The 23926-nt window shown below is 55.8% G+C and carries 13 protein-coding genes; 3 read left to right on the top strand and 10 right to left on the bottom strand.

Features of this window, described 5'->3' with window-relative positions; translation table 11 throughout:
- Window positions 1–4 precede the first annotated feature (4 nt).
- The 7 genes from N879_RS15225 to N879_RS15255 all read right to left on the bottom strand — a co-directional run bounded on the left by N879_RS15225 (window position 5) and on the right by N879_RS15255 (window position 15588).
- Window positions 5–2779 carry a hypothetical protein gene (locus tag N879_RS15225; RefSeq protein WP_152978326.1) on the bottom strand — a complete coding sequence of 925 codons (2775 nt, stop codon included), beginning with the start codon at window positions 2777–2779 and terminating at the stop codon, window positions 5–7.
- 22 nt (window positions 2780–2801) lie between these two features.
- The gene (locus N879_RS15230) at window positions 2802–3887 is read right to left on the bottom strand and encodes a chain length determinant protein (protein ID WP_009463517.1); all 1086 of its coding nucleotides are present in this window, start codon (window positions 3885–3887) and stop codon (window positions 2802–2804) included.
- A 101-nt stretch (window positions 3888–3988) separates the two neighbouring features.
- On the bottom strand, window positions 3989–4651 hold the full coding sequence (locus tag N879_RS15235) for an ABC transporter ATP-binding protein (RefSeq protein WP_021447231.1): 663 nt from the start codon (window positions 4649–4651) through the stop codon (window positions 3989–3991).
- Window positions 4648–5436 carry an ABC transporter permease gene (locus tag N879_RS15240; protein ID WP_009463523.1) on the bottom strand — a complete coding sequence of 263 codons (789 nt, stop codon included), beginning with the start codon at window positions 5434–5436 and terminating at the stop codon, window positions 4648–4650. The genes N879_RS15235 and N879_RS15240 overlap by 4 nt, the downstream gene beginning before the upstream one ends.
- Window positions 5437–5478: 42 nt before the next feature.
- Window positions 5479–6678, bottom strand: a complete 1200-nt coding sequence (locus N879_RS15245) for a polysaccharide biosynthesis/export family protein (protein ID WP_235484318.1) — start codon at window positions 6676–6678, stop codon at window positions 5479–5481.
- A 2-nt stretch (window positions 6679–6680) separates the two neighbouring features.
- Window positions 6681–8021: an aminotransferase class I/II-fold pyridoxal phosphate-dependent enzyme gene (locus N879_RS15250; protein WP_009463527.1), complete on the bottom strand. Its 1341-nt coding sequence runs from the start codon at window positions 8019–8021 to the stop codon at window positions 6681–6683.
- The gene (locus N879_RS15255) at window positions 8014–15588 is read right to left on the bottom strand and encodes a type I polyketide synthase (RefSeq protein WP_235484319.1); all 7575 of its coding nucleotides are present in this window, start codon (window positions 15586–15588) and stop codon (window positions 8014–8016) included. Before N879_RS15255 ends, N879_RS15250 begins: the two co-directional genes overlap by 8 nt.
- A 1002-nt stretch (window positions 15589–16590) precedes the next feature.
- On the opposite strand from N879_RS15255, the gene N879_RS15260 reads away from it, so the two are divergent.
- On the top strand, window positions 16591–18081 hold the full coding sequence (locus N879_RS15260) for a nucleobase:cation symporter-2 family protein (protein WP_009463529.1): 1491 nt from the start codon (window positions 16591–16593) through the stop codon (window positions 18079–18081).
- 78 nt (window positions 18082–18159) lie between these two features.
- On the opposite strand, the gene N879_RS15265 is transcribed toward N879_RS15260, so the two are convergent.
- Complete coding sequence (locus N879_RS15265; RefSeq protein ID WP_031232945.1) at window positions 18160–19023, bottom strand: DMT family transporter; 864 nt, start codon at window positions 19021–19023, stop codon at window positions 18160–18162.
- A gap of 128 nt (window positions 19024–19151) precedes the next feature.
- Here N879_RS15265 and N879_RS15270 point away from each other — a divergent pair, with 128 nt between their 5' ends.
- Both N879_RS15270 and N879_RS15275 read left to right on the top strand, forming a co-directional pair.
- A complete protein-coding gene (locus N879_RS15270; RefSeq protein ID WP_021447234.1) occupies window positions 19152–20543 on the top strand; it encodes an aminotransferase-like domain-containing protein in 1392 nt (463 codons plus the stop codon).
- 94 nt (window positions 20544–20637) lie between these two features.
- A complete protein-coding gene (locus N879_RS15275; RefSeq protein ID WP_021447235.1) occupies window positions 20638–21543 on the top strand; it encodes a DMT family transporter in 906 nt (301 codons plus the stop codon).
- Between the two features lie 130 nt (window positions 21544–21673).
- Here the strand turns inward: N879_RS15275 and N879_RS15280 are convergent, their stop codons facing one another.
- The gene (locus N879_RS15280) at window positions 21674–23173 is read right to left on the bottom strand and encodes a PEGA domain-containing protein (protein ID WP_009463541.1); all 1500 of its coding nucleotides are present in this window, start codon (window positions 23171–23173) and stop codon (window positions 21674–21676) included.
- 8 nt (window positions 23174–23181) lie between these two features.
- A complete protein-coding gene (gene tagF, locus N879_RS15285; RefSeq protein WP_009463543.1) occupies window positions 23182–23925 on the bottom strand; it encodes a type VI secretion system-associated protein TagF in 744 nt (247 codons plus the stop codon).
- Window position 23926: the final 1 nt, after the last annotated feature.

A 23926-nucleotide genomic window follows, 5' to 3' on the forward strand; every position in this document is an offset into this window, starting at 1 on the left:
AAAATTACTTTGTATCTTTAGGGTGAACTGTTATCAAACAGGCATCTTTCTCAAACTTGTACTCTGTCAGAGCTCCGGGCACTTCGGTCAGTTTCAACTCAGAGAGCCAACGCTGCGCCGTTTCTTTTTCATCCTCACGGATGTAGTCATCCAGAACAAAATCAATATGGGCTTTGGGAAAGCTATCGGCGATGATCGGTCCAGCTGGATAGCGCGCCTGCGGCCCCGTCGAAGCAGGCGGGCCATCGACAATAACCAAAATGCGTTTGAAGACCGGACTCTTGCTACGCGCAAGTTCGTTTAACTTTTTGCGGCAGTCGTAATAATCCTGTGCCGCGCCGTCCAGCCCCTTCCATTCCGCCAACGGAGCTAAAACCAAATCGACAGACTCACCAAGCCCCGCTTGATCCAAATGATTTTTAGTTTGGTTGTAATAGCGCTCCAGATGGTCAAAAGACACAAAACGAGGAGGCTTGTTTCCTGTCCGCTCTGCTGCTGTAGCCAAGGTTTTTGCCAGCAGAACCGTAGACATGCCAGAACCAAACTCCACAATCAGATCATATTGTTCGAGCACAACTCGTTGCATCAAAAACAAGGCAAAGTCCGAAGAGACAGGCCAACTATGGCTTTGGCTATTAAAGGCAGGTAGGCTACCCGTAGCCAAATACTCCTGCATGCCAATAAAAGACTGAACTTGACGAGTTGTATTGGCACTATTGCTTTTAATCAAATTTTCAAGATAGCGGCGCACTCGCAACAACTCGTCAGTCTGCTGTTTGGATTGCTGCTCCGCTTGCTGCTTCAGCAAAGCAGCGAGCGCAGTTTCAAGAGAGGGTTGTTGAGCGGCCAGCACTTGCGCTTGATCCTTGATACTTTGCATCTGCTCAGAGTGCACGCGCAGCAATTCCTCTTCCTGTTTTTTTGCTTGTTGTTTCAACAAATTCGCTACCTTTCCCTCCAGAGCGGGTTGTTGAGCGAGCAGGGCCTGAACCTGATCTTTAAGACTTCGCATATGCTCTGTATCGCGTGCCGCCTGAACAGCCAGCAAACACTCCAATTCTCGTTGACGAGCCTCCAAGTCCAACTTGGATTTTTCAAGAGAGTGGAAATCTCGTGCCTGCTGCAAAAGCTCGCCTTGCCTTTGTGCCGCCAGACCGGCCTGCTCATCCCGCAAACGTCCTAGCTCACGCAACTCCTCCTGCAAGCTATCGCGTTTAAGTTGCTCTTGCTTGACCCGGGCTTCCAGCTCCTCACCCAATTGAGCCATCTCGGCAATACGTGCCTGCAAAGCACTACTCTCTAAAGCCAACTCTTGCTTCAATCCATCATGCTCTTGTTCAAGCGCATCAAGCGCAGCTTGTAATGACTCGCCATGCTCCAGCCGCTCCCTCGCCAAAGCGTCCACTACTTCATACGCCTGCTGAGTGGAATGAAGTGTGGCCTGCAATGCAGAATATTGCTCATACATCTGCACTGCCTGCTTTTGCGCTGTTTCCTCCTGTGCTGCAAGCTTGGACGCAAACGCAGCGCATTCTTCCTTCTTCCGTGAAACAAGCGTAGTCAACTCATCGCGTTGTTGGGTCAACTCGGCAATACCTGCCTGCAAGGAAACAGATTGCTCAAACCACTGCGTTGCCAAGTCCTTCTGCTCCTGATGCAACTGCTTGAGGTCACGCAGTGAGGACTCCAAAGTTTCATTACGTACTCGCTCTTGGTTGATAAGAGCATCGCGTTGATCTCGCTCTTTATGAGCACGCAAAAGCTCTGCCTGTAACGCCTCACAGCGTGTGCGCAACTCGGCAGCCACCGTGTTCCCGGTGTCATGCTCTGTCTTTAATGTTGCAATCTCATTTTGCGTCAACGCTAACTGCGACTGGAGCTGGACAAGCTGAGTACTTAGCGTGTCCCGCGACCTCGCCAACTCCTGCCATTGATGCTGAAGCTTCTCTTGCTGTTCAGTGTGGGGATAAAACTCTCGTGCCTGGTTGAAGCGAGCACGCTTTGATTCAATCTTTAGACGATCTGCCTGACGAGCTTCGGAGTCACTGAACTTGATATCTGCTGGCAGTAAAGTCAGCAAGGCCTCGGCCTCCAGTAAGGCACCTGCCTCATGCAAACGAAACGCCAACCATTTTTGCCGAAATGGCTTGGGCTCCAATCCGAATGCCCGCCGTGCCATCGCGGCCGCAAGCTCAGGCGCAATCGTCATCTGGGTACGAGCCAATGCTGTCCAAGCACTAGCCTGCAGGGTCACAGAAACGGCAGCTCTGCTCAACAAAGACTCGACGGCAGACTCGCCCCCTTCTTTGAAGGCTGCAATGACCCTATCAAAGGTTTCCCCCCCCAATGAGGCTGGCACCACCGCTTGGCGATTCTGACGCCAGGCTTTATGCAGACGCTTAGGCACAGAAAGCATTGCACCCGCAGAGCGACTGCCATCAATCAAAATTGCGCCCAACTGCCCCGCCAATGCATACGTGGACTGCAGCGCATACACGTCACTTTGCGCGGCTAACAAGGCTTGGCAACGCAGATTTTCTGCGTACGCGTCGATCAGCCGCTCATCAACTGGCGCCAACTGAATAACCGTAGTCGACATCGCCTGTTCAGCTGCAACGGCAGACAGCGTCGATGTCTGATAATGTCGGCGCTCCAGCTCCTCCTGCACGAGCTGTAACTGATCAAACAACAAACGATTCTCTTCCTGCAAATTGCGCGAACTCATATTTTTTTGCTTATTAGTAAGTAGATCTGGCTGAGCGGCAGTCGAGACTGTCATAAGTGCTCTCCTACAATTATTTTTAATCTACGTGATCCAGAACAATGCTCTTGAGCAGCTTCAGAATTCCGGCCAGAATCAGTGCCAACAGCAAGGTCACCAAGGTGTTGTAGAGGCGGCGTGGTTCCATCGGATACTCGGGCAAGGTGGCGGACTGCAGCACAGACACTTTCTCCAACATGCGGGTGGCGTCAATCCTGCCTTTCTCCAAAGCAGTCAAAGACGACTTGTAGAGCTCTTGTGTGAACTTCACATTCATATCCAAGCGATAAAACTCTTCTACATAGGCATTCAGAGTTCCACCTGACGGCGTCGCCAACTTCAGCTTTTCTTGCTTGATCTGCTCGTCTACTGCTTTCAAAGACTGTTTAAGCATCAGGATATTGGGGTGGTCCCGATCCAATGACTTGGGCAAAGAGGCCAATTGGGTTTGCAACTGAGCCCTCTGCCCTTCCAAGGCAGCCACAATCGCATTAATACTTTCTGCTGTAGCCTGGGGGGACAATAAACCGGCTGCATTCTGATAGTTCAGCAGATCCTGGCTGGCCTTTTGAAAACGCTCCTGAGCCTCGTCAACCTGGGTAACCAAAAAATCGACCTGAACTTGGGCCATTTCATGCCCCAAGACGTTCATATAACGCTCGCCTTCCTTAACCAGCAGCTCAGTAATAGCCTGAGCCATCTCGGGGTTGTAAGCTTGGACCTTGATGCGTAACACACCAGAGAAGTCATCAAACTCCACTTCTACACGACGCAAATAATGACGATGGAACCACTCTAACGAAGCATCCTGGAACCACATGCGCGACACCAAATCATGGTCCGAGGAGCTGTAATGCGTACGCAAGTCCAAAGACTCATCAAGCTTCTTGAGCATGTCCACGGACAGCAAATAATCACGCAATAACAACTGGTTCGCACGATCCACAGTAGCCACACCTGACACCAACATTCCTAAGTCAAAGGAGGGGGCTCCTACCGAATCGGTCTTTCGGATAATGACGTTAGCCTCGGACACGTAGCGGTTCGAGGCAAAGATCAACCAGTACGCCGACGTCAAAACCGCCAAGATCAGAACCACACGTACGGCATGATCAAATAAGCGCAATGAAAACCATGAGCGGAGGCGGACCCCGAAAGAAGGTTTCTTTGAAACAGCCTTATCGGGAACGGCACTAGCAGCCTGCGTAGTGACTTGAGGTGTATCTGTCATTTTGGAAGTGAATCCTTGTAGGCGTTGAGCGCATCGTCAATCTGGTCAAACCAGTGCGCTCGCCCTTGATGCAGCCAGACCCCAGCCTGGCAAAATTGTCTTAAGGTGTTATTGTCGTGGGCCACCATAATAAGGCCCGCGCGATTGGTCATAGTTTTAAATGCGTCCGCGGCTTTTTTACGGAATGCGGCATCACCCGCTGCCGTCACCTCGTCCGAGATGTACACATCGAAATTAAAAGCAAACGACAGCGCAAACTGGAGACGGGACCGCATTCCAGAGGAATAGGTGTAGACAGGTTCCTCAAAAGCGCGACCCAGCTCAGAAAAATCTTTAATAAAAGCGAGCCGATCTGCCAAGTCTTCCTGATGCCCATGAACCCGGCACACAAACTTCGCGTTTTGACGGCCCGTTAAGGTGCCCTCCAGCCCCCCATTTCCCATAGGCCAAGAAACCCTGCACAACCGCTGCACAGTCCCCTTATTGGGATGATCCACCCCGCCGATCAAGCGTAGCAAGGTAGATTTCCCGGCACCGTTAGAACCGATCAGACCCACATTGACCTTGGATGGGATTGTCAGATTGACCCCTTCCAGCACCCAACGGCCCACGCCATGGGCGGTTTTGTAGCGCTTGTAAACATCATTGACGACGATCATTTCATCACCAACTGCTGTGTAAAGCGTCTATACAAAACCAGGCCCAGAAATAGACTGACGATCCCCCACAGATACAGGTATCCCATGCTGACGCCAGGCACCATGTGGTAGTAATTCGCAAACCCTTTGCGCACCAACTCCAGTCCATGCACCAAAGGATTGAACAAAAGCAGATCCCGATAAGGCTGGGGAACAGCAGAAATCGGCATGATGACCCCGGAGATCAAATACAAAGGCATCATCATGATTTTCAGTATGTGCTCAGTTTCGCGCACCAAGGCCATCAATACAGAGGCGACTAAGCCATAGCCCACGCCAAAGAGCCATAACCCAAACATCGTCACCACAACCTGCAAAGGATCGTCAGGCCGCACGTCATGCCCGAGCAGTGCCGCGCCCGTCAAAATAATTGCGGACACTAAGGTCATTAGAAATGCTTCCAAGACTCCACGAGCTATAGAGGTATCAAAAGGTTGCACCTGTCTGTATGCAAATAAAGGCTTATTGCTATCGACCGCGTACATCACCTGCATCGCTGTACGGCGAAACATGAAAAACGCCAGCATTCCCACCATAATCCAGACAGTGACATCAATGCCACCGACTGTACGCAAACGGATCACGGTGAAGATGAACGTGATGAAGCTGATATGCAGCACCGGTTCCATCAACAACCAGAACCACGCTGCACGCATATCAAACAGACGATCTAGCGCTTCACGCAAAACCAGCGCCCGCCAGACTGCCCAGGTGACGGCCATGGGGCTGCGCACCTGCTTATTCATCTCGGCCTCTGTTGAAGGAGTTGTTCTTAAACATGCGCACGATCACTTCATCATGTTGTTCAAGGTCGTACTAGGCACAGCCACCGACACCACTAAACGCAGGAATTTCTGGAACTCCGCCGCTGGCGAGTTCGAGACATAGATCACGTCCTTATCCTGCACCGGGAAGTTCTGTGTGACAAAGAAAGAAGCCGGATCACGCAGGTCGATTTCATACACCACGGGCACGACGCCCTTCTTGTCCAGCAGAGTCGATTCAGGCGCACCGTCCACCAGCGCAACATCCTCAAAGCGGAAGACAAACACACCGCGGGCATCAGCTCGAGACGTATCCAGGCCCCCCGAACGCGCCAGAGCCTGTACCAGGGAAATGCCCTGAGCTTCAAACGGAATTTCTTCGTTCTTGCCTGTGGCACCCAAAATGGAGAAGCTTTGGTTCTGATACAGCGCCGTAATCACATCGCCCGGTTTCAGCATGATGTTCTGGTTTGGATTACGAATAATCGTATCCAGCGCCATCGTAGATGTGTTCAGCTCTCGCGAGAGCTGGATGGCGATGCGGTTGACTGCTTGCTTGACGCCACCACCTGCGGCCAGAGCATCCAGCAAACGCTCACCTTTAGGCGTCAAGGGCATCAAGACGCTTTGATTGACCTCACCCACCACCGTCACGTTGGAGGTGTTGTTCTGAATGACGCGCACCAGAACCTGCGGATTATTGGCCTTGCCTTGCAAGCGCTTGGCAATGCTTTCTTCAATCTGTTGGGTGTTGCGGCCTTTGACGGCAATACGCCCCGCAAAAGGCATACTGATCATGCCATCGGGAGTGACCATTTGCTGAGGGAAGGCGACCGCATTGGTGGTTGCTGCCGTTGCTTTGGGATCCAGCGAGATCGTGCCAAACAGCATGGCAGGCGGCGCTTCCCAAACCGACACTTCCAACACATCACCAGGACCAATCAGGTAGTTGTTCGAGGCCGTGCTAGGGAACTGAGCGGCGAAATCACCCATGCGCTTTTTAGCGGCCAACTTCTTGGTCAACTCGTCTGTCACATTGACCAGGGTGATGCCTTCAATACGGCCTTCACGTCGTTCTTGTACTTGCTGGCGGCTGGGGCCATCGGCTGGCATCCAATCCGGCATCGTGGCGCATCCGGCCAGTACAGCAACCAGGGTGCTGGCAAGTACGGGGCGTCCTAATGCTGCAATCTTGCTAACTGCTGTGTGTAGTAATTGAGCCATGCTTATTTCTTCATGAGCGTGTGAACGGTTTCACACGCCAGGTCTATGTCATCCTGGCTATGCGTGGAAGACAGGAAAAAGCGCAAACGCGCTGCTTTTTCTTCCACCGCAGGATGGATAATGGGTTGCACATTCAGACCGGCATCAAACAACTGGCCGGACAGTTTGACTGCTTTAAGAGAACTGCCTGTAATCGCGGGAATCACGGCGTAGCCTTCGGCAAAGCCGGTATTGATTCCCATCGAGCGCATCGAATTCAGAAACTGGCTGCCACGCTCTTGCAGGGTATGCACACGCTCGGGTTCCCGGCGCATGATCTGCAAGGCTTTAAGCGAAGCAGCCGCCAGCACGGGAGAAATCCCCACGCTGTACACAAAGCCGGAGGCGGCGTATTTGAGCAGCTCCACCAGCGCTCGGTCGCCAGCGATATAGCCGCCGCAGCTTGCCAGGGTCTTGCTCAAGGTGCCCATCCAGATATCGACATCGCGGCCTGCCACACCAAAATGCTCATGCGAGCCGCGGCCTGTCTTGCCCAGCACGCCCAGGGCGTGGGCTTCATCGACCATCAAAAACGCTTTATACCGCCGCTTTATGTCAATAAATGCAGGCAGGTTCGGAATGTCGCCATCCATGCTGTACAAGCCTTCGATCACAATCAGCACACGTTCAAACTGGCCACGAATCTCGGCCAGAATGCGCTCCAGAGCGGCGCTGTCGTTGTGAGGGAAGGAACGGCGGGCGGCACCCGATAACTGGATGCCTTGCAAAATACTGTTGTGGATCAGGCTATCGTGAATCACCAGATCCTTGGGACCGAACAAGTAACCAATGGTGCTGACGTTGGTGGCATGTCCACTGACAAAAACCACGCAATCATCCACCTCATAGTTCTGCGCCAGCTCTTCTTCCAATTCACGCTGGACGCGGCGCTCGCCTGCTACCAAACGGCTGGCCGAAGCCGATGTGCCGTACTGGTCCATCGCAGCTTTGGCGGCCGCATTCACTTCCGGGTGTGCAGAAAGACCCAGATAGTTGTAATTGGCAAAGTTCAGATAGTCGCGCCCGTCGATACGGGTGCGCGCAGCGGCCACACCATCGTGGCTGCGGAAAAAGGGGTTACGCACGCCCATACGATCAGCCATGGCCTTGGGCACCAGCATTTTTTCGTAACCGGGATGACGGTCAAAGCGGGTGTAGGACTCCGGGATATGGCTGGCCGCCCCCTGATGGGTGGCGGACTGCTCGGCCATGCGGCCATTGCTGGCCGCTTGCCCGGTTTTACGTCCCAGAATGCGCTGTATCAGTTGTGCTTTACTGCCTGGCGCTAGATCGTTCTTACTCATTGATCAGTGATGTTCCTGTTTCTGCCAATCGCTGTACATCTTTTGCCAAGCCTTGCAAGTCAGCCTCGGACATATCGTCCCCGTGCTGACGTACGACATCGGCTACCAAGTGCCCAGCGTCCTGCTCTGCCGAGTCCTCGCCACCGGCCGTCAGCTTGTCCACAATGCGGGCCGCGACGTTCCAGACGGTGGGAGAATCGTTCAGCACCATGGCGGGCAACTGCACGCCAAAGCGTTGCTCCAACCCCAGGGCCAGTTCCACAGCCATCAAGGAGTCCATGCCCAGATCATGTAAAGAGCGCTGGGTTTCAATACGGTCTACTTCGGTGCGCAGAATGTTGGCAACTTCCTGCGCCACCCACTCGGCCACCAAAGCGTGAATTTGCTCGGGAGTTTTACCCGCGATCAAGGTGTGAATATCCTGGCCATCGCTGCCTGAGTCGTGATCCTTGCGGGCACGGTTCAAGATAGCAAAGCGTTCACTTTGGGCCGAGGCCAACAAGCGTGCCAAGGCATTCCAGTCGAAGTTGGCCACAATGGACACTTCGCCATTGACGGCCAGGACGCGATCCAGTTGATCCAGTGCCTGATCCGACTGCAACGGTGCCTTGCCCAGACGTTTGCCCAAGCTGTCCTTCACAGTTTCATTGCGGGTCAGGTAACCTGCGTCGCCAATCGGTCCCCAGGCAATGCAGGACGCCGCCAGACCCAGGTTCTGGCGCAAGCGCGTCAAACCTTCCAGGCCCGCGTTGGCGGCCACATAGTTCGCCTGTCCGGGGTTACCAATAGAGGTCGTCACAGACGAATACAGCACGAAGTGGGACAGCTTCAAATCCTGAGTAGCCAGGTGCAGATTCCATGCACCCACCAACTTGGTTTGCAGTACCTTGTTCAAGCTATCCTGATCCATATTGGCGATCAGGCGATCATCAAACACGGCGGCAGCATGCAGCACGCCAGTCAGTGGGCTATCACCCGTCTGAATCTGCGCGACAACAGCTTGTACTGCTGCGGAATCCGTAACGTCACACGCCACGAATTGCACGCGACAGCCTTGTGCCTGGAACTGCTTCAGCAGCTCTTGTGCACCAGGGGTCTCGGCACCGCGGCGACCAGCCAGGACCAGAGAGCGCACGCCACGCTTGACCAGCCATTGGGCGGAAGCCAAACCGAAGCCAGACAAGCCACCCGTAACCAACCACGTGCCCTGTTCGGACAAGTCGAGAGGAGCAGCGATTTGTTTTGCAGGCAAACGGGGTTGGGCATCCTTCAGGGAGACCACCAGCTTGCCGATGTGACGAGCCTGCTGCATGGCGCGGAATGCATCAACCACATGCTCGGCACCGAAGCTGCGGTAAGGCAGTGGGAACAGCGCGCCATCATGGAAAAGCTCCATGACTTCCTTGAACAAACGTCCCGCCAAAGCTGGGCGTCCCGTCAGCAGTTGGTCGGCATCAATACCGAAGTAGCTGATATTGCTCTTGAAGGGACGTAGACCAATCGGCGTGTTCTCGAAGAAGTCACGCTTGCCCAACTCCAGGAAACGGCCAAAAGGACTCAGGACGTCCAAACTGCGGCGCATGGCCTCACCCGCCAGCGAGTTCAGCACTACGTCCACACCTTCACCGCCAGTGGCGTCCATCACGTCCTGAGCAAAGCTCAGGCTGCGCGAATCGAACACATGGTCAGCGCCCAGCAAGGAGGCGAATACGCGTTTCTCGTCCGTGCCAGCAGTGGCATAAATCTCTGCGCCCAAATGACGGGCCAGCTGGATTGCAGCAATCCCCACACCACCTGCGGCACCGTGTATCAACACTTTTTCACCGGGCTGGATATGAGCCAGATGCGTCAGGGCGTAGTAGACCGTGAAGAACACCGTTGGAACGGTGGCGGCAGCTTCAAAATCCCAGCCTTCAGGCATGGGAGCGATAGCATCCGCACGTGTCACCACATGGCTGGCAAAGCAGGAGGAACCAAAGCCCATCACCGGCTGGCCTACCATCAAATTGGTGACATCAGCACCAACGCGTGTAACCACACCCGAGAACTCCAGACCCAGGCTGGCACCGGCAAAACCGTTTTCGACGGCTTCGTCCGGCAACAAGCCCATCAAATACATCACGTCACGGAAGTTCAGGCCCGCGGCCATGGTACGGACTTCAACCTGATCTGCAGCCAGGCTCGGCGCTTGAACAGCTTGCCATTCCAGATTGCGCAGTTGTCCGGGCACCTGAAAGTCCAGCTTGAAATGGGCATCCTGGCTTAGCTGGGCGGTCGCTGCCGCAGTAGCCTCTTCCAGTACCAAGGTATGGCGTGCGTCTTGAGACAAGACAATTTCTGTTGCTTCATCCGGCCACAGCAACTCCAGTTCCAGACGCTGAGCGACATCGCTGGCATTCACATCACCGGCCAGATCAATCAATGTGCAGGACAAGGCGGGCAGCTCGTTCATCACGACGCGACCAAAGCCCCACAAGGCCGACTGGGCGGGATTCACCGTCCAATCCAATTCCTCTGCCATCGCCGGCAAGGCGCCGCCTTGCGTCACCAGGAACAGGCGACTTGCAACGGTACGGGCGGACAAGTCCTGCGTCAGGCTCAGCAGTTGCGCGCTGGTCTGGCTGACCGCAGCAGCAGTATCGGCCCAACCCAGCATCTGCACTACATTCAGAGGACTCTCATCAGCCAGAATGTCTGCACTGAGCGGCCAGATTTGAGCGTTAACTGTTTGGCCAGCTGCTTCCAAACGGGCTTGCAACGAATGGGCTTGAACTTGAGAAGCCTCATCAAACAACAAGACCCATTTCGCTGCAGCGACGGCTTCCTGGTTTGGAATCGCCTGCGTTGTGGCGGCCTTGGCCAGCAACAAATAGGCACCTTCACTCAATTCCTGTGCGGCAGGCTCTTGCGCAGTTTGCACCTGCTCAAAACCTGCTTGCTCCAACGCCGTGTGCCAGCCTTCGGGCGACAACAAGGAGGAGGATTGCGACTCACCGGCGGCGTGCCACCAGCTTTGGTCCAGACCGGACAAGAAGTCTGCATGCCAGTCAGGGTGACACTCGGCCACCAGCAAGACCCCACCCGTCGCCAGCCATTGCTTGCTCCGCATCAGGGCGGGAGGCACATGCACGGTACGGTGCAGGCTGTGGCGCAAAATCACGACATCGAACTGGGGCTTATCGACCTGCTCCAGTTGCCAGTCTTGCAGATCAAAACCGAGCACCTGCACGTTGGCCAAAGCATGGTGCTGCGTTGCCTGACGAGCCTGCAAATCAGCATCTGGCAAAGCCAATACGTATTCAAACTGGTCTTCGGACAGGCAAGCAGCCAGAGTCTTGGGCAAATCGCTTGGGCCTACGGCGACTTCCAGTACGCGCAGCCGCTGGGAGGCGGGCAAGTTCGCAGCCAGTTCTCGCAACTGGGTTTCCAGTGCCAGACGCACACCCAGATACATGGGGTCATCGTCATACAGCACTTCAACCACGGGGGAACGGCGCAAGGAAGCCAGCAGTTTTTCGCCTGAAATATCGCCACGCAACAAGGCCGGCAATTGGCGTCCGACCGAACCAATCTGGGTCAGTTGCGGCAAGCTGCTAGGCGAATCCTGCAAAATTGTGCGCCACAAGTCCTGGGCGGCAGGCATATCGGCCTGCTCCACCACACGATAGCCTTCGTCATCTTGCAGCAGCTCTTCAGCGCGCAACAGCTCGCTTAGCCAGCGGCCATACGGGCTATTCAATACTTCGGTGCTGAGTTCGGAAGGCTTTACGTTCTGGAAGGCTTCATAAATAAAGGACAGGCTCAAGGCATCCAGCAAAGGCAAAGTCTGCTGGAACCAGGTTTCTCGCTCTTGCTGCTGGTCAGCCAGTGCTGCCCAGCCGCTTTGGGCCAGTTGCTCAGGCGAGAGCGTAACGGCAACTCGCTCATCGCGAGGATGAGGACGCAGATAAGGGGTAATTTGCCAGTTGGACACCGCGTGACGATCCTGGCGCAAGAAATACGCAGCACGGAAACGGCAGGCCTGGGCGCTGGCCAACAAACGGCCATCAGCACCATACAACTCGAAATCCGCCAGTACCGAACGGGCACTGCTACGACGCAGGTGTGCACGAAAATGCGTTACCTGCCCTTTCGTAGACAGGGTGAAACGGCCTACTTTCACAGGCAGCAAGGCCACACCTTGGCCTGCTTCAATATCTTGTGCGAAGAAATCCACCAGGGACTGGTAGCACACGTCCATCAAGGCCGGGTGCAGCAGATAGCCGTTTTGCTCCAGGCTGACGGGCATCTCCAGTTCGGCATTCAGGTAAGTACCTTGAACCTGCGAGGCTTTCAAACCCTGGAAGGCCGGACCGTAATCCAGACCCAGGGAATGCGCCAAGCGATAGTGTCGATCGCGATCAATCTGCAGTTCAGCCGAGGCCAGGGGCGAGAGCTCCGCCACGGGCATGCGTTCATCCGAAGCCAGAATACGACCGCTGGCGTGTACCACCCACTCGTCCTGGCTCAAGCGTTGGCGACTCTTGATATGGAAGCTGCCATCACGCGGGCTCAGCACAAAACGCAGGCTGCGGGCATGTTCACCATCAAAAACCAGCGGAGCCAGAATATCCAGCTCGTCCACCAGGATCAGTGCTTCGCCCAGCCACTCGCGGGCTGCAGCCAAAGCCATTTCCAGATAAGCGGCACCTGGGTACACCATGGCACCACCCACTTTGTGATCCGCCAGCCAAGGCAAAACCACCGGGTCCAGCACGTTTTCCCAGCTGATATCGCTATCCGGCAAACGCCAACCCAGCAAATCATGCACACGACGACGCTCGATGGAGCGCATCCCTTCTGTGCTGTTCTTGTACCAATGACGCTCGCGCTGCCATGGGTAAACGGGCAGCTCCACTGGATTGCCAGCAACGGGAAAACGGGCTTTCAACTGGGTCGGCAATAAAGCCAGGGTATGCAAGGCCGTATCAGTCAGCCGCTGCGGGCCATCGTCATGCTTGCGCAAGCTGGACAACACCACACCCTGAACCTCACACTGAGTCAGGGTTTCACGAATGTAGCGCTGCAAAATGGCGTGCGGGCCAATTTCCAGAAATACGCGGCAGCCCTGGTTCGCCAGACAGGCAATAGCCTGCTCAAACTGCACGGGTTCGCGAATATTGCGCCACCAATAATCCACGCCCAGCTCTTGCGGGGACAGTTCGTCGCCCGTAACGGTCGAGACAAAACGGGCTTGTGGAGCCTGCTGACCGGGCTGCAAATCGCCCAGGCTCTTTTCCAGATGCGGCAGCAAGCCATCCATATAGGGACTGTGAAAGGCGTAATCCAAATCCAGCAGGCGGAAGAAAACGCTTTGGCCTTCCAAGGCAGATTGAATGCGCAGCAAGCCGTCCAGACTGCCGGACAGAGTGATATTGGAAGGGCTGTTTACCCCCGCCACATTCACGCCCAAGTCCGCACCCAAGCCTTCCAGCAAGGTGTTCACCGCTTCCTGGGACAGACCGATAACGGCCATCCGGCCTTGGCCACGAGTCAGACCTTGAGCCTGACTACGGGCACAAATAACGCGTATGGCTTGTTCCAGATCCAAGGCACCAGCGGCCCAGGCAGCAGCGATTTCGCCCACACTGTGGCCAGCCACGGCATCAGGTTCAATGCCATCTTCGCGCAGCATGCGCGTCACAATAACCTGTACAGCAAACAACAAAGGCTGGGCGACTGTCGTGTCGTCCATGCGGGAAGCGGCAGGTTCGGCCTGCAATTGCTCCAGCAGCGAAAAGCCCGCCAAGGGCTGCATCATGGCGTCCAGTTCGGACAGCAAAGCCGCAAAACGAGGGGACTCGCGCAACAAGGTCACGCCCATGCCCAGCCACTGCGCTCCGTTACCGGCGTAGACAAAGGCCAATTGGCCTTCTTTGCTCAGGGCGTCTACGGTTTGCAAACCTTGTGGGGCTTGGCCTTGCGCGTAAGCACGCAATTGCGCCACGCCTTCTTCAACCGTTTCGGGCTGAATGATCAAACAACGAGCCAAAGTCTGACGACGGTGAGTGACCGCGTAGCTGACATCGTAAAAATCTTGCGCCGTCTTGCCGTCCAGCAAGTCCGCATAATTACCCGCTTGCTCACGCAGAGCGGCTTCTGTCTTGGCCGACAAGACCAAAGGCGGCAAACCCGAGTTCGGCACCGTTGCCGATTGGGCAGTTGTCGCTACAGGAGCCTGCAACAAGACGTGGGCGTTGGCACCACCAAAGCCAAACGAGTTAAGTCCTGCGACCAAAGGCTTGCCATCGGTGCGCTGCAATTCGCGGCCCTGGGGCAGCAGCTCCAGATTCAAACCATCAAAATCAATGGCGGGATTGGGGGTATTCAAATGCAAAGCAGGCGGCAAGGCTTGGTGCTGCAATGCCAGCACTGTCTTGACCAGGCCAGCCATGCCGGAGGCCGACTCCATATGGCCCAAGTTCGCTTTGACTGAACCAATAGGCAAACGCTGCTCGCGCGATTTGCCATACACCGCGCTGATGGCGGTGGTTTCAACAGGATCGCCTACGGCTGTACCGGTACCGTGGGCTTCTACAAAGTCAACATCAGCCGCTGTCAGGCCACTGCGCTCCAGCACGGAGCGCATCAACTCAATTTGTCCCTGGCAGCTAGGAATAGTAATGCCGGTCTTGCGAGCCCCATCGGCATTCACGCCTGTTGCCAAAATGACGGCCTGTATCTGGTCGCCATCGGCCAGCGCCTGCTCCAGGGGCTTGAGCATCAGTACCGCGCCACCTTCGGACCGCACGTAACCATTACCAGCCTCATCAAACGCCTTGCAACGGCCATCTGCCGACAGCATCGACGCTTTGGTAAATCCAACAAAGGGATAAGGGTGCAGCAACAGATTGACGCCACCGACCAAGGCGGTTGAAGCCTCGCCATTGCGCAAACTTGAGCAGGCTTGATGCAAAGCGACCAAAGAAGACGAGCAGGCGGTATCCACCGCCATGGACGGACCGTGCAGGTCGTAGATATAGGACAGACGGTTGGCGGCGATACTCATGGTATTGCCGGTCATCATATGGGCTGTCAGGCTGGACAAATCATCCAAGCCGCGCATGCCGTAATCCAGGCCGGAAATACCAACATAAACCGCACAGTCACTACCGGCCATGCTGGAGGGCAAGACGCCCGCATTCTCCATGGCTTCCCAGGACAGCTCCAGTAACAAGCGTTGTTGGGGGTCCAGCCAGGCGGCTTCGCGAGGGGAAATGCCGAAAAAGTCCGCATCGAACTCGTCGATGCGCGACAAGACACCAGCCGAAAAAGTAATGCTACGCCCCGGCTCGGACCTTTTATCGTGTTGCAACTCGGCCGTCGCCCAGCGATCCGCCGGGATTTCCGTAACCAGGTCGCGTTTTTCAATTAAGGCATTCCAGAACTGGTCGGGCTGCGACAGGTCACCCGGAAAGCGAAACGCCATACCAATAATGGCGATTGCTCCAGACGCAGTATTGCTTTTATTAATATCCGTACGGGATGCTTCTAACTCCTTAGCACCCTTGCCTGTATTTTGAGACACGCACCCTACCCTTTCGATCTTTACTGACTTGCCCTGTCACCGCGGAGCACGGAATAGTCATATTTGATAAAACGCTATTTCGGACAACGACTTCTGACATAGCCGTGTCGCAGGCAGCACACCAGTAAACAATGGCGAAACTTACATCCCGTTACTATGATTTACAAACCCCAATTACATGGAATATATATAAACTCTATGCAATTCGATGATATTTATTTTCGAATTTTATTTAAGCAATAATGCTAAAAATAAAATATTCAAATAAAATATTCCCTGACGATATTATTCTATTTATTGTTAACCAAAAAAAACGAGTGTTTGAAAAATAACAAAGCCTTGGGTATATTTACCAAGGCTGTCTAATCAAGACACTAGGCAAAATATCAAAGATTTTTTTATTTCGTCGCCACCTTTAGCGAAATAAAAACTTCAATTCGACATTAAGCAAAGACTGTTCTTCGCCAAAAAATCCTGCCTACTTGGCGGTAGCCTGCTGCACTGCAAAAAGATTAGCAGCTGCGAATGTTACCATTACGCAGTTGTTCTAATCTATAAAGAATTGAAATTGGGCAGGGCCGCACTGTAACAATCCGATGCTGTGCTAAAGCCGCCAGACGAGCTTTTTCAGGACTATCAGGCAGCTTACAAGGCAGTCATAACTTACACTTGCTGACGTTCCAATAGGCCTGACACAACCATCAAGTCGTAGTGAAAAACTCATTTTTGATACAAACACGACATACGCGCGACGAGCGCGAACCCGTTACTGGTGCCGGTATACAACGACCTTCCCCCATGACCTGACCATGTGTCACCAAAGCAGTGTTTTCCCTTAGCCGCATCAAAAACGCCCAAATCAGGGCGTTTTTTTTGGGGGTTATCCCTCATCTATAGCTAGGTCCACCTAGGCTCTATACGAATTGTCTTATGACAGGGCTGTCGCACGCCGTTACATTGAAATGGCTTCATCTAATAATTAATCCACTCTGGAGACATTTCATGGGTACGAACGCGACCACCGCACCCGTCGACGAACGATTACCGAACGGCAGGCTTGCTGCGCTGGGCTTGCAGCACGTTCTGGTAATGTACGCCGGTGCCGTCGCGGTTCCACTAATTGTGGGCCGGGCATTAAACCTGACGTCTGAAGAAGTATCGATCCTGATTGCTGCTGACCTGTTTGTCTGCGGCATCGTGTCCATCATCCAATCGATGGGCTTTACGCAGTATTTTGGTATCAAGCTGCCCGTCATGATGGGTGTGACCTTTGCCGCTGTCGGCCCCATGGTCTCCATGGCACAGGCCAACCCCGGCCAGGAAGGAGCCCAGTTGCTCTTTGGCACGGTCATCGGGGCAGGGATCATCACCATGATCATCGCCCCTGCCGTCAGCCGCATGCTGCGCTTTTTCCCGCCTGTGGTCACCGGCACCATTATTGCCATGATCGGCATTACGCTGATGCGAGTGGGGATCAACTGGATTTTCGGTAACCCTGTTGGCCCTACCGCCCCCACGGTCATCAACCCCGACCACCTGGCCTGGATTCAGCACGCACAATCGGCCGCGGCCATGCCCGGCTCGGCCTTGCCCCCACCTCCAGAAGGTCTGGCCCTGAAAGCAACGGTACCGAACCCGCGCTACGCCAACCTGACTGGCCTGGGTATTGCCGCCATCGTGCTGACCTCGATTCTGCTGATCGCCAAATTTGCCAAAGGCTTTCTGGCTAACGTGGCCGTCTTGCTGGGTATTGTTATTGGCGCCGTTGTGGCCTCGACCATGGGCATCATGACCTACGAGAAAGTCGCCAATGCAGCTTGGGTTGATCTGGTTCTGCCCTTCCACTTCGGGATGCCCAAGTTCAATATCCTGCACATTGCGACCATGACACTGGTCATGATTGTGGTGCTGATTGAGTCTACCGGCATGTTCCTGGCTCTTAGCGACATGACAGGCAAGAAAGTGGATCAGAAAGATCTGGCACGCGGCCTGCGCACAGACGGTCTGGGCACCTTGCTGGGCGGTATCTTCAACACCTTCCCCTACTCCAGCTTTTCGCAAAACGTGGGCCTGGTTGCCGTGACAGGCGTGCGCAGCCGCTTTGTCTGCGTGGCCGGGGGTGTGATTTTGATCATTCTGGGCCTGCTGCCCAAAATGGCTGCCCTGGTTGAGTCCCTGCCCACCGTGGTTCTGGGCGGTGCCGGGATTGTGATGTTCGGTATGGTGACGGCTACTGGTATCCGCATTCTGTCCGGCGTGGATTACAAGACCAACCGCAACAACTCCATGATTGTGGCTATCTCCATTGGCGTGGGCATGATTCCTCTGGTTGCGCCCAACTACATGCAGTGGATGCCTCACGCCATTCACCCGCTGATCGAATCGGGCATCCTGCTGACCTCGATTGCTGCCGTTCTGCTGAACTTGTTCTTTAATGGTGCTAAAGAAGATACGCATGCAGCGGTAGAAGCAGCCAAGCACGCGGAAGCCTAAAACGCTTGCTCAGCTTGTCTTGAAACCGGCCTGTCCCATTCATGGACAGGCCGGTTTTTTATCGTCCGGCTTCTGCCATCACGAAGCAAAGCGCCGCGCCCCCGCCACGCACAAGGCAGCGCCTAAAGTCACCCAGATCATGCTGGCATTGACGGACTCACCCAGCAAGGCGGCAGCCAGTCCCAGGCCCATAAAAGGCTGCAACAACTGCAGTTGCCCCACTGCGGCAATCCCTCCCTGCGCCAACCCCCGATACCAGAACACAAATCCCAGGAACATGCTGAACACTGACACATAGCCGAAACCTAACCAGGCTGCTGTATTCACATTGCTGAATGTTTGCGGCCAGAACCACAGCATCATGACGAACATGAAAGGCGAGGAGAGCACCAGGGCCCAGCAAATAACTTGCCAGCCACCCAAACGACGCGACAGGCGTCCACCTTCGGCATAACCCAAGCCACACACCACCACGGCGGCCAGCATATACAGGTCCCCTTGCCAGGCCGCATCCAGACCTTCTCGCGCAGCATAGGCCATCACCAGCAAGCAGCCCAAAACAGAGCACAGCCAGAACACGGGCTTATGCCGCTCTCCGGCCAAGACTACCCCGAAGAGGGCTGTGCACAAAGGCAACAAGGCGACATACACAATAGAATGCGCCGAAGTGATGTACTGCAAGGCCAGCGCCGTCAACAAGGGAAACCCCAGCACGACACCAAAACCAACCACGGCCAGGGGTAACACGTCTGATCGCTTTGGCCGTGCCACACGCCCGATCAGCAACCAGACCGCTGCCAACAAGGCGGCGACTACCGCTCGCGCGCCAGTCAGGAAAAAAGGATCCATACCCAGCACAGCAACACGTGTGGCCGGCAGAGATCCGGCAAAGATTGCTACGCCTATAAAGCCATTTAGCCAGCTGACTGCCTTGCTATCCATCATTCACTCTCCAACAAAGATGCTTGTCAGTACAACACAGCTATGCCAGCATACACAGGCACAGTCCAGTACAGTTTTAAAAAACTGTACTGCTCACCGGACCCATACACCGTACCCGAGCCAGCCTCATGTCTGCTTTGACCCGTATCGACTACATCATGCAATCCGTACGTGATCGCATCGCGGCACGGACCTACCCGCCCGGTACCCGCCTGCCATCCGTACGCGCACAAGCAAAATCGGCAGGCGTGTCGGTATCCACGATTGTCGAAGCCTATGGCAGGCTGGCCGCTGAAGGTCTGATCGAGGCTCGCGCGGGTTCCGGCTTTTATGTGACGGCTCCTTTGGCTCCACTCAGCTTGGCCGCCCTGGAACCAGCTCTGGAAAAGGATATCGATCCTTTATGGATCTCGCGCCAATCTCTGGAAGCCGAGGCCGATGTCCTGATGCCCGGCTGCGGGTGGCTGCCCTCGGACTGGATGTATGACCAAGGAGTGCGCCGCGGTTTACGTAAGGCCGCCCGTAGCCCCAGCGCGGACTTGACGGACTACGGCTCGCCTCTGGGCCTAGAGCCCTTGCGACAAATGCTGGCCCGTCGTCTCGTGCAGTCCGAAATAGATGCTGCCCCGCATCACATCATGCTGACCGACTCGGGCACTCAAGCTATTGACCTGCTTTGTCGCTTCTTTCTGGAGCCAGGCGATACGGTCCTGGTGGACGACCCCTGCTACTTCAATTTCCATGCGCTGCTGCGAGCGCATCGGGCCAAAATCGCCAGCGTGCCCTACACCCATCAGGGCCCTGATCTGGCGGCCTTTGAGGCTGCCCTTAAAGAACACAAACCCCGCCTGTACATCACCAATTCAGGCATACACAATCCAACCGGCGCACGTCTTTCGGCCATGACCGCCCATAGCGTGCTGGCCATGGCACAACGTGCCGACCTCTACATTATTGAGGACGATATTTTCGGGGACCTGGAAACCCGGCCCGCTACCCGACTGGCCGCGCTGGATGGGCTGTCCCGCGTAGTACAGATAGGCAGTTTTTCCAAAACACTGTCGGCCGCCTTGCGCTGCGGTTATATCGCAGCCCAGACTCCGTGGATCGAGAGCCTGGTCGACTTGCGTACCGCCACCAGTTTCAGCAGCAACCGCCTGGCCTCGCATATTCTGAACAGCGCGCTTGGCGACAGCGGCTATCGCAAACATCTGGAACGAGTTCGATACCGGCTCTCCAAAGCCATGGATCACGCCGTGACACAGCTGGAGCAACTTGGCCTGACGCCATGGCTGCGCCCACGCGAGGGCATGTTTCTCTGGGTCCGTCTGCCGGCCGGAAATGATGCCTTGAGCCTGACACGCGCCTGCCTGCCCCATGGCATCGTGCTGGCCCCTGGCCCTGTTTTCAGCCAAGCTCCTGATGCTGCCCAGTTTCTGCGTTTCAACGTCGCTCAATGCGGGGACAAACGCGTCTTCAACGTCCTGAAACGGGCCCTGAACAACGAGCTGTCTGTTTAAAGCATCAAGGGATTTCAGATCCTTCCACTTGAACGTTCCGCATCGATGTCCTGGTCGCGGCCAGAGGATTACAATCGGCTCTGTTATGCGGCCCATGCGGACCGCCGCCACCAATCTGACTCCCATGTCCCCCAAAGACTTACGCGATTTATTCCTGCTGGCCGCCATCTGGGGCGGCTCGTTTTTATTTACGCTGCAAGCGGTCCCCGACTTTGGCCCCTTTCCCCTGACCGCCATACGGGTCGGTGTCAGCGCCCTGGCCTTGATGAGCTACATCACCGTCACCGGACGCTTGCCCATCTTTCTGGCGAACTGGAAACCCATCTTTGCGCTGGGCATTCTGAATGCCGCCGTGCCCTTCTCCTTATACGCCTTCGCAGCCTTGCGACTGGAGTCTGGCTTGCTGGCCGTCTTGAATGCCATGGCTCCCTTGTTCGGCGCACTGGTGGCACGAGTCTGGTTGAAAGAGCGCCTGACACCCAGCCGGATTCTGGGCCTGTGTCTGGGCTTCCTGGGCATTCTGATTCTGGTGTACGACAAGCTCAGCTTCAATAAAGGCGCCGAAGGCTGGGCTGTGCTGGCATCTTTGCTGGCCACAGTGTTTTACGGTATTGCCGCCAACTTTACCGCCCGCTATCTGCGCGGCGTGCAGCCACAGGCAGTAGCAGCAGGCAGCATGGTCAGCGCAACATTGGTTCTATTGCCCGCAGCCATTTACTGGTGGCCCGCACAGTTTCCGGGCCTGCATGCCTGGGGGGCTGCGCTGTCCTTATCCTTGCTGTGTACAGCAGTCGCTTACCTGATTTTTTACCGCCTGCTGTCCAATGTCGGCCCCTCCAAAACCATTACGGTGACCTTTTTGGTGCCGCCTTTTGGGGTGTTGTGGGGTGCCTTGCTGCTGGACGAGGCCCTGACCGCACAGATGCTGATCGGTATGAGTACCGTTCTGTTCGGGACATTGCTGGCTACAGGGCTGATCGGAAAGCGCAAGACGACGTAAGTCAGCTACGCCGCCTTCGAGCGTCTTCGTTCTCGGTTCTCGGTTCTCGGTTCTCGGTTCTCGGTTCTCGGTTCTCGGTTCTCGGTTCTCGGTTCTCGGTTCTCGGTTCTCGGTTCTCGGTTCTCGCAGCCTATTTGAACTCGTGACTGACGCTGGCCGTCTTTCCTGAGCGCACTCGAATTGTTGTGCTGAACTCTGGCAAGCCCGCATTTTTGATGACGATACGGTGCGAGCCTGGAACCAGTGACAAGGACTTCAAAGGCGGGCTGACACCTTGCTTTCGGCCATTCACATAGACCTCCCCCCAAGGCCGTATATCCAGGGCGATTGTGCCCTTGGCAGGTGGCGCGGGCTTGGCGGCGACCGGCTCCAATTGCTCCACATGATCGACTTGCGCGGTAGGCTCAGAGGATTCGGTTTGTGTGCTTGTGGCAAGTCCTGAAGCATCGGCCGAGGCAGTCCCGGTAGTTCCCATTGTTCCGGCTGTTCCGGCTGTTCCGGCTGTTTCGGCTGTTCCGGCAGCATGATCAGCCAAAGCCAGACGCGCTGCATCATCCGATGTGTTTTGTGTTTGAACTGGCAAAGCAGGCTGCAAAGCTCCCGACTCGGCCAGCAGTTTCAACTCCGGTGTTGTCGCGGCTTGCGAGCCCGAAGCCTGGGCTAATTGCTGCCCTGCCACCGAGTCATTTTGTGTATCTGTCGACTGCGACCCAAGCTGATCTGATCCTGCCTCCAAAGGCTGCCCCGATTGAGGTGCAGACGCCCCCCCTGCCCCCAAAGCAGCCACATCATTCGGCTTGGACTCCCCAGCCGCCACCAGCCCGCCCTGCAACTCCGACGTGATTGATCCCGGTCCCGACCTTGATGTGGACTCCTCAGGCGTGGCGCCCACCACCGCCGGACGATTGGCATCAGACGCTGCAACAGCGGGCCCGGAAGTATCGCCATCACCGCTCCAATACGCCGCCCCCAGCCCTGCCAGAACGACTACTGCCAAACCCGCCAGCCACAATGGCAAGGAAGACCGGCGTTCAGGCGTAATCGGCAGCACAGTTTGCGCAGCGGGAGCATGTGCGGGCACAGGCTCTGGCACTTGCCCCAATCGTTCCAGCCTTCGGTAAGAAGCCATGGATTGAGGCCGCTGCACCCAGTCAAGGGCCAGCCCCTGCAACATGGCCTGCGTCGGACCGTCCGCGTCCTCGTCCATCACCACAGGATCTTTCAACTGCCGCCAAGGGGCGGCCATCAGAGGAAAGCCCGTCGTCAGTTGCCAGCGCAAGGCCGCATAAGCGTAAACATCCGTCCAGGGGCCAGCAGGCCGCACAGGATCATCCACATATTGCTCGGGGGCCGCGCAAGGCTCATCAAAGGCCATACCCTGAGCACGCGCCTGTGCCAGACTGCGCTTGTGCATGTTCTGCTCCAGCGGCAATAACTGAACCAGACCTTCATCACTCAAAACCACCGTATCCAGCCCCAGCACGCCATACCATTCCTGGTGCTCATGCAGCTCGGCCAGTTGCAAGGCCAATTGATCCAGAATCACCAGCCGTTGGTCCAGCAGCAAAGAGTCCAGAATCTGCCCCAAAGGGCGACCCTGGACATCCTTGGCAGAGTTTGTACGTTTCATGAAAGGTCTCACCATGGTTGATAGGCGCGGCTTGCTGCATCTGCCGCTGTTGCTGACACGAACAAGCGCCGAAACAGGGCCAGACTTAGCTCGCCGCTGTGCGTCACGCTGCGCCAGCCAGGATTGTTCATGCCCAGGCACCACCAGTAACTACGGTGGGAGCCGGGCTCCAGACAAGGCTGCAGGACAGCCCACGGGTCTTGTGGCACAGACGGCGCACGAGAGCCGTACAAAACATCCAGAATGTCCTGCCCGGCATCACGCTGCTCGGACTGGGCGGCAACACTCTCCGCCAGCAAACCGGCATAAGGCACGGCACTACACAAAGTTTGATCCAACTGGGTTGCCGCCCAGCAAAACCGCACCCCTTGCTGCAAGGACAGGCCCAATTGCTCAACCATATTGGCCAGTACAGGCAGACGGACACGCTGACATTGCTCGGCATTCAAAGGCACCAAAGCGCACACCAGATACTCGCGCCCAACCCGGTCCTGACTGGGCATGACCGCTCCTGCTTGCACGCCCCCTTGCGGCAAGGACATCAGAAATCCCCAGGCCTGGACAGGCGAGCTGGGCATATTGGCTCCAGCAGTCTTGCTGGGCGAACGAATCTGGCTGACACCACTGCTGAACCAGCGCTCCCACGGCAACAAAATCGGCTCGGGCATACGTCGACGTACAAAGTCCCCCATGGCCGGAATCTTGCCGTACCACATCACCTCCGGGCTGGAGTCGAAATCATCCTGGCGCATC

The organism is Alcaligenes sp. EGD-AK7, assembly GCF_000465875.3.
Classification (GTDB): Bacteria; Pseudomonadota; Gammaproteobacteria; order Burkholderiales; family Burkholderiaceae_B; genus Alcaligenes; species Alcaligenes phenolicus.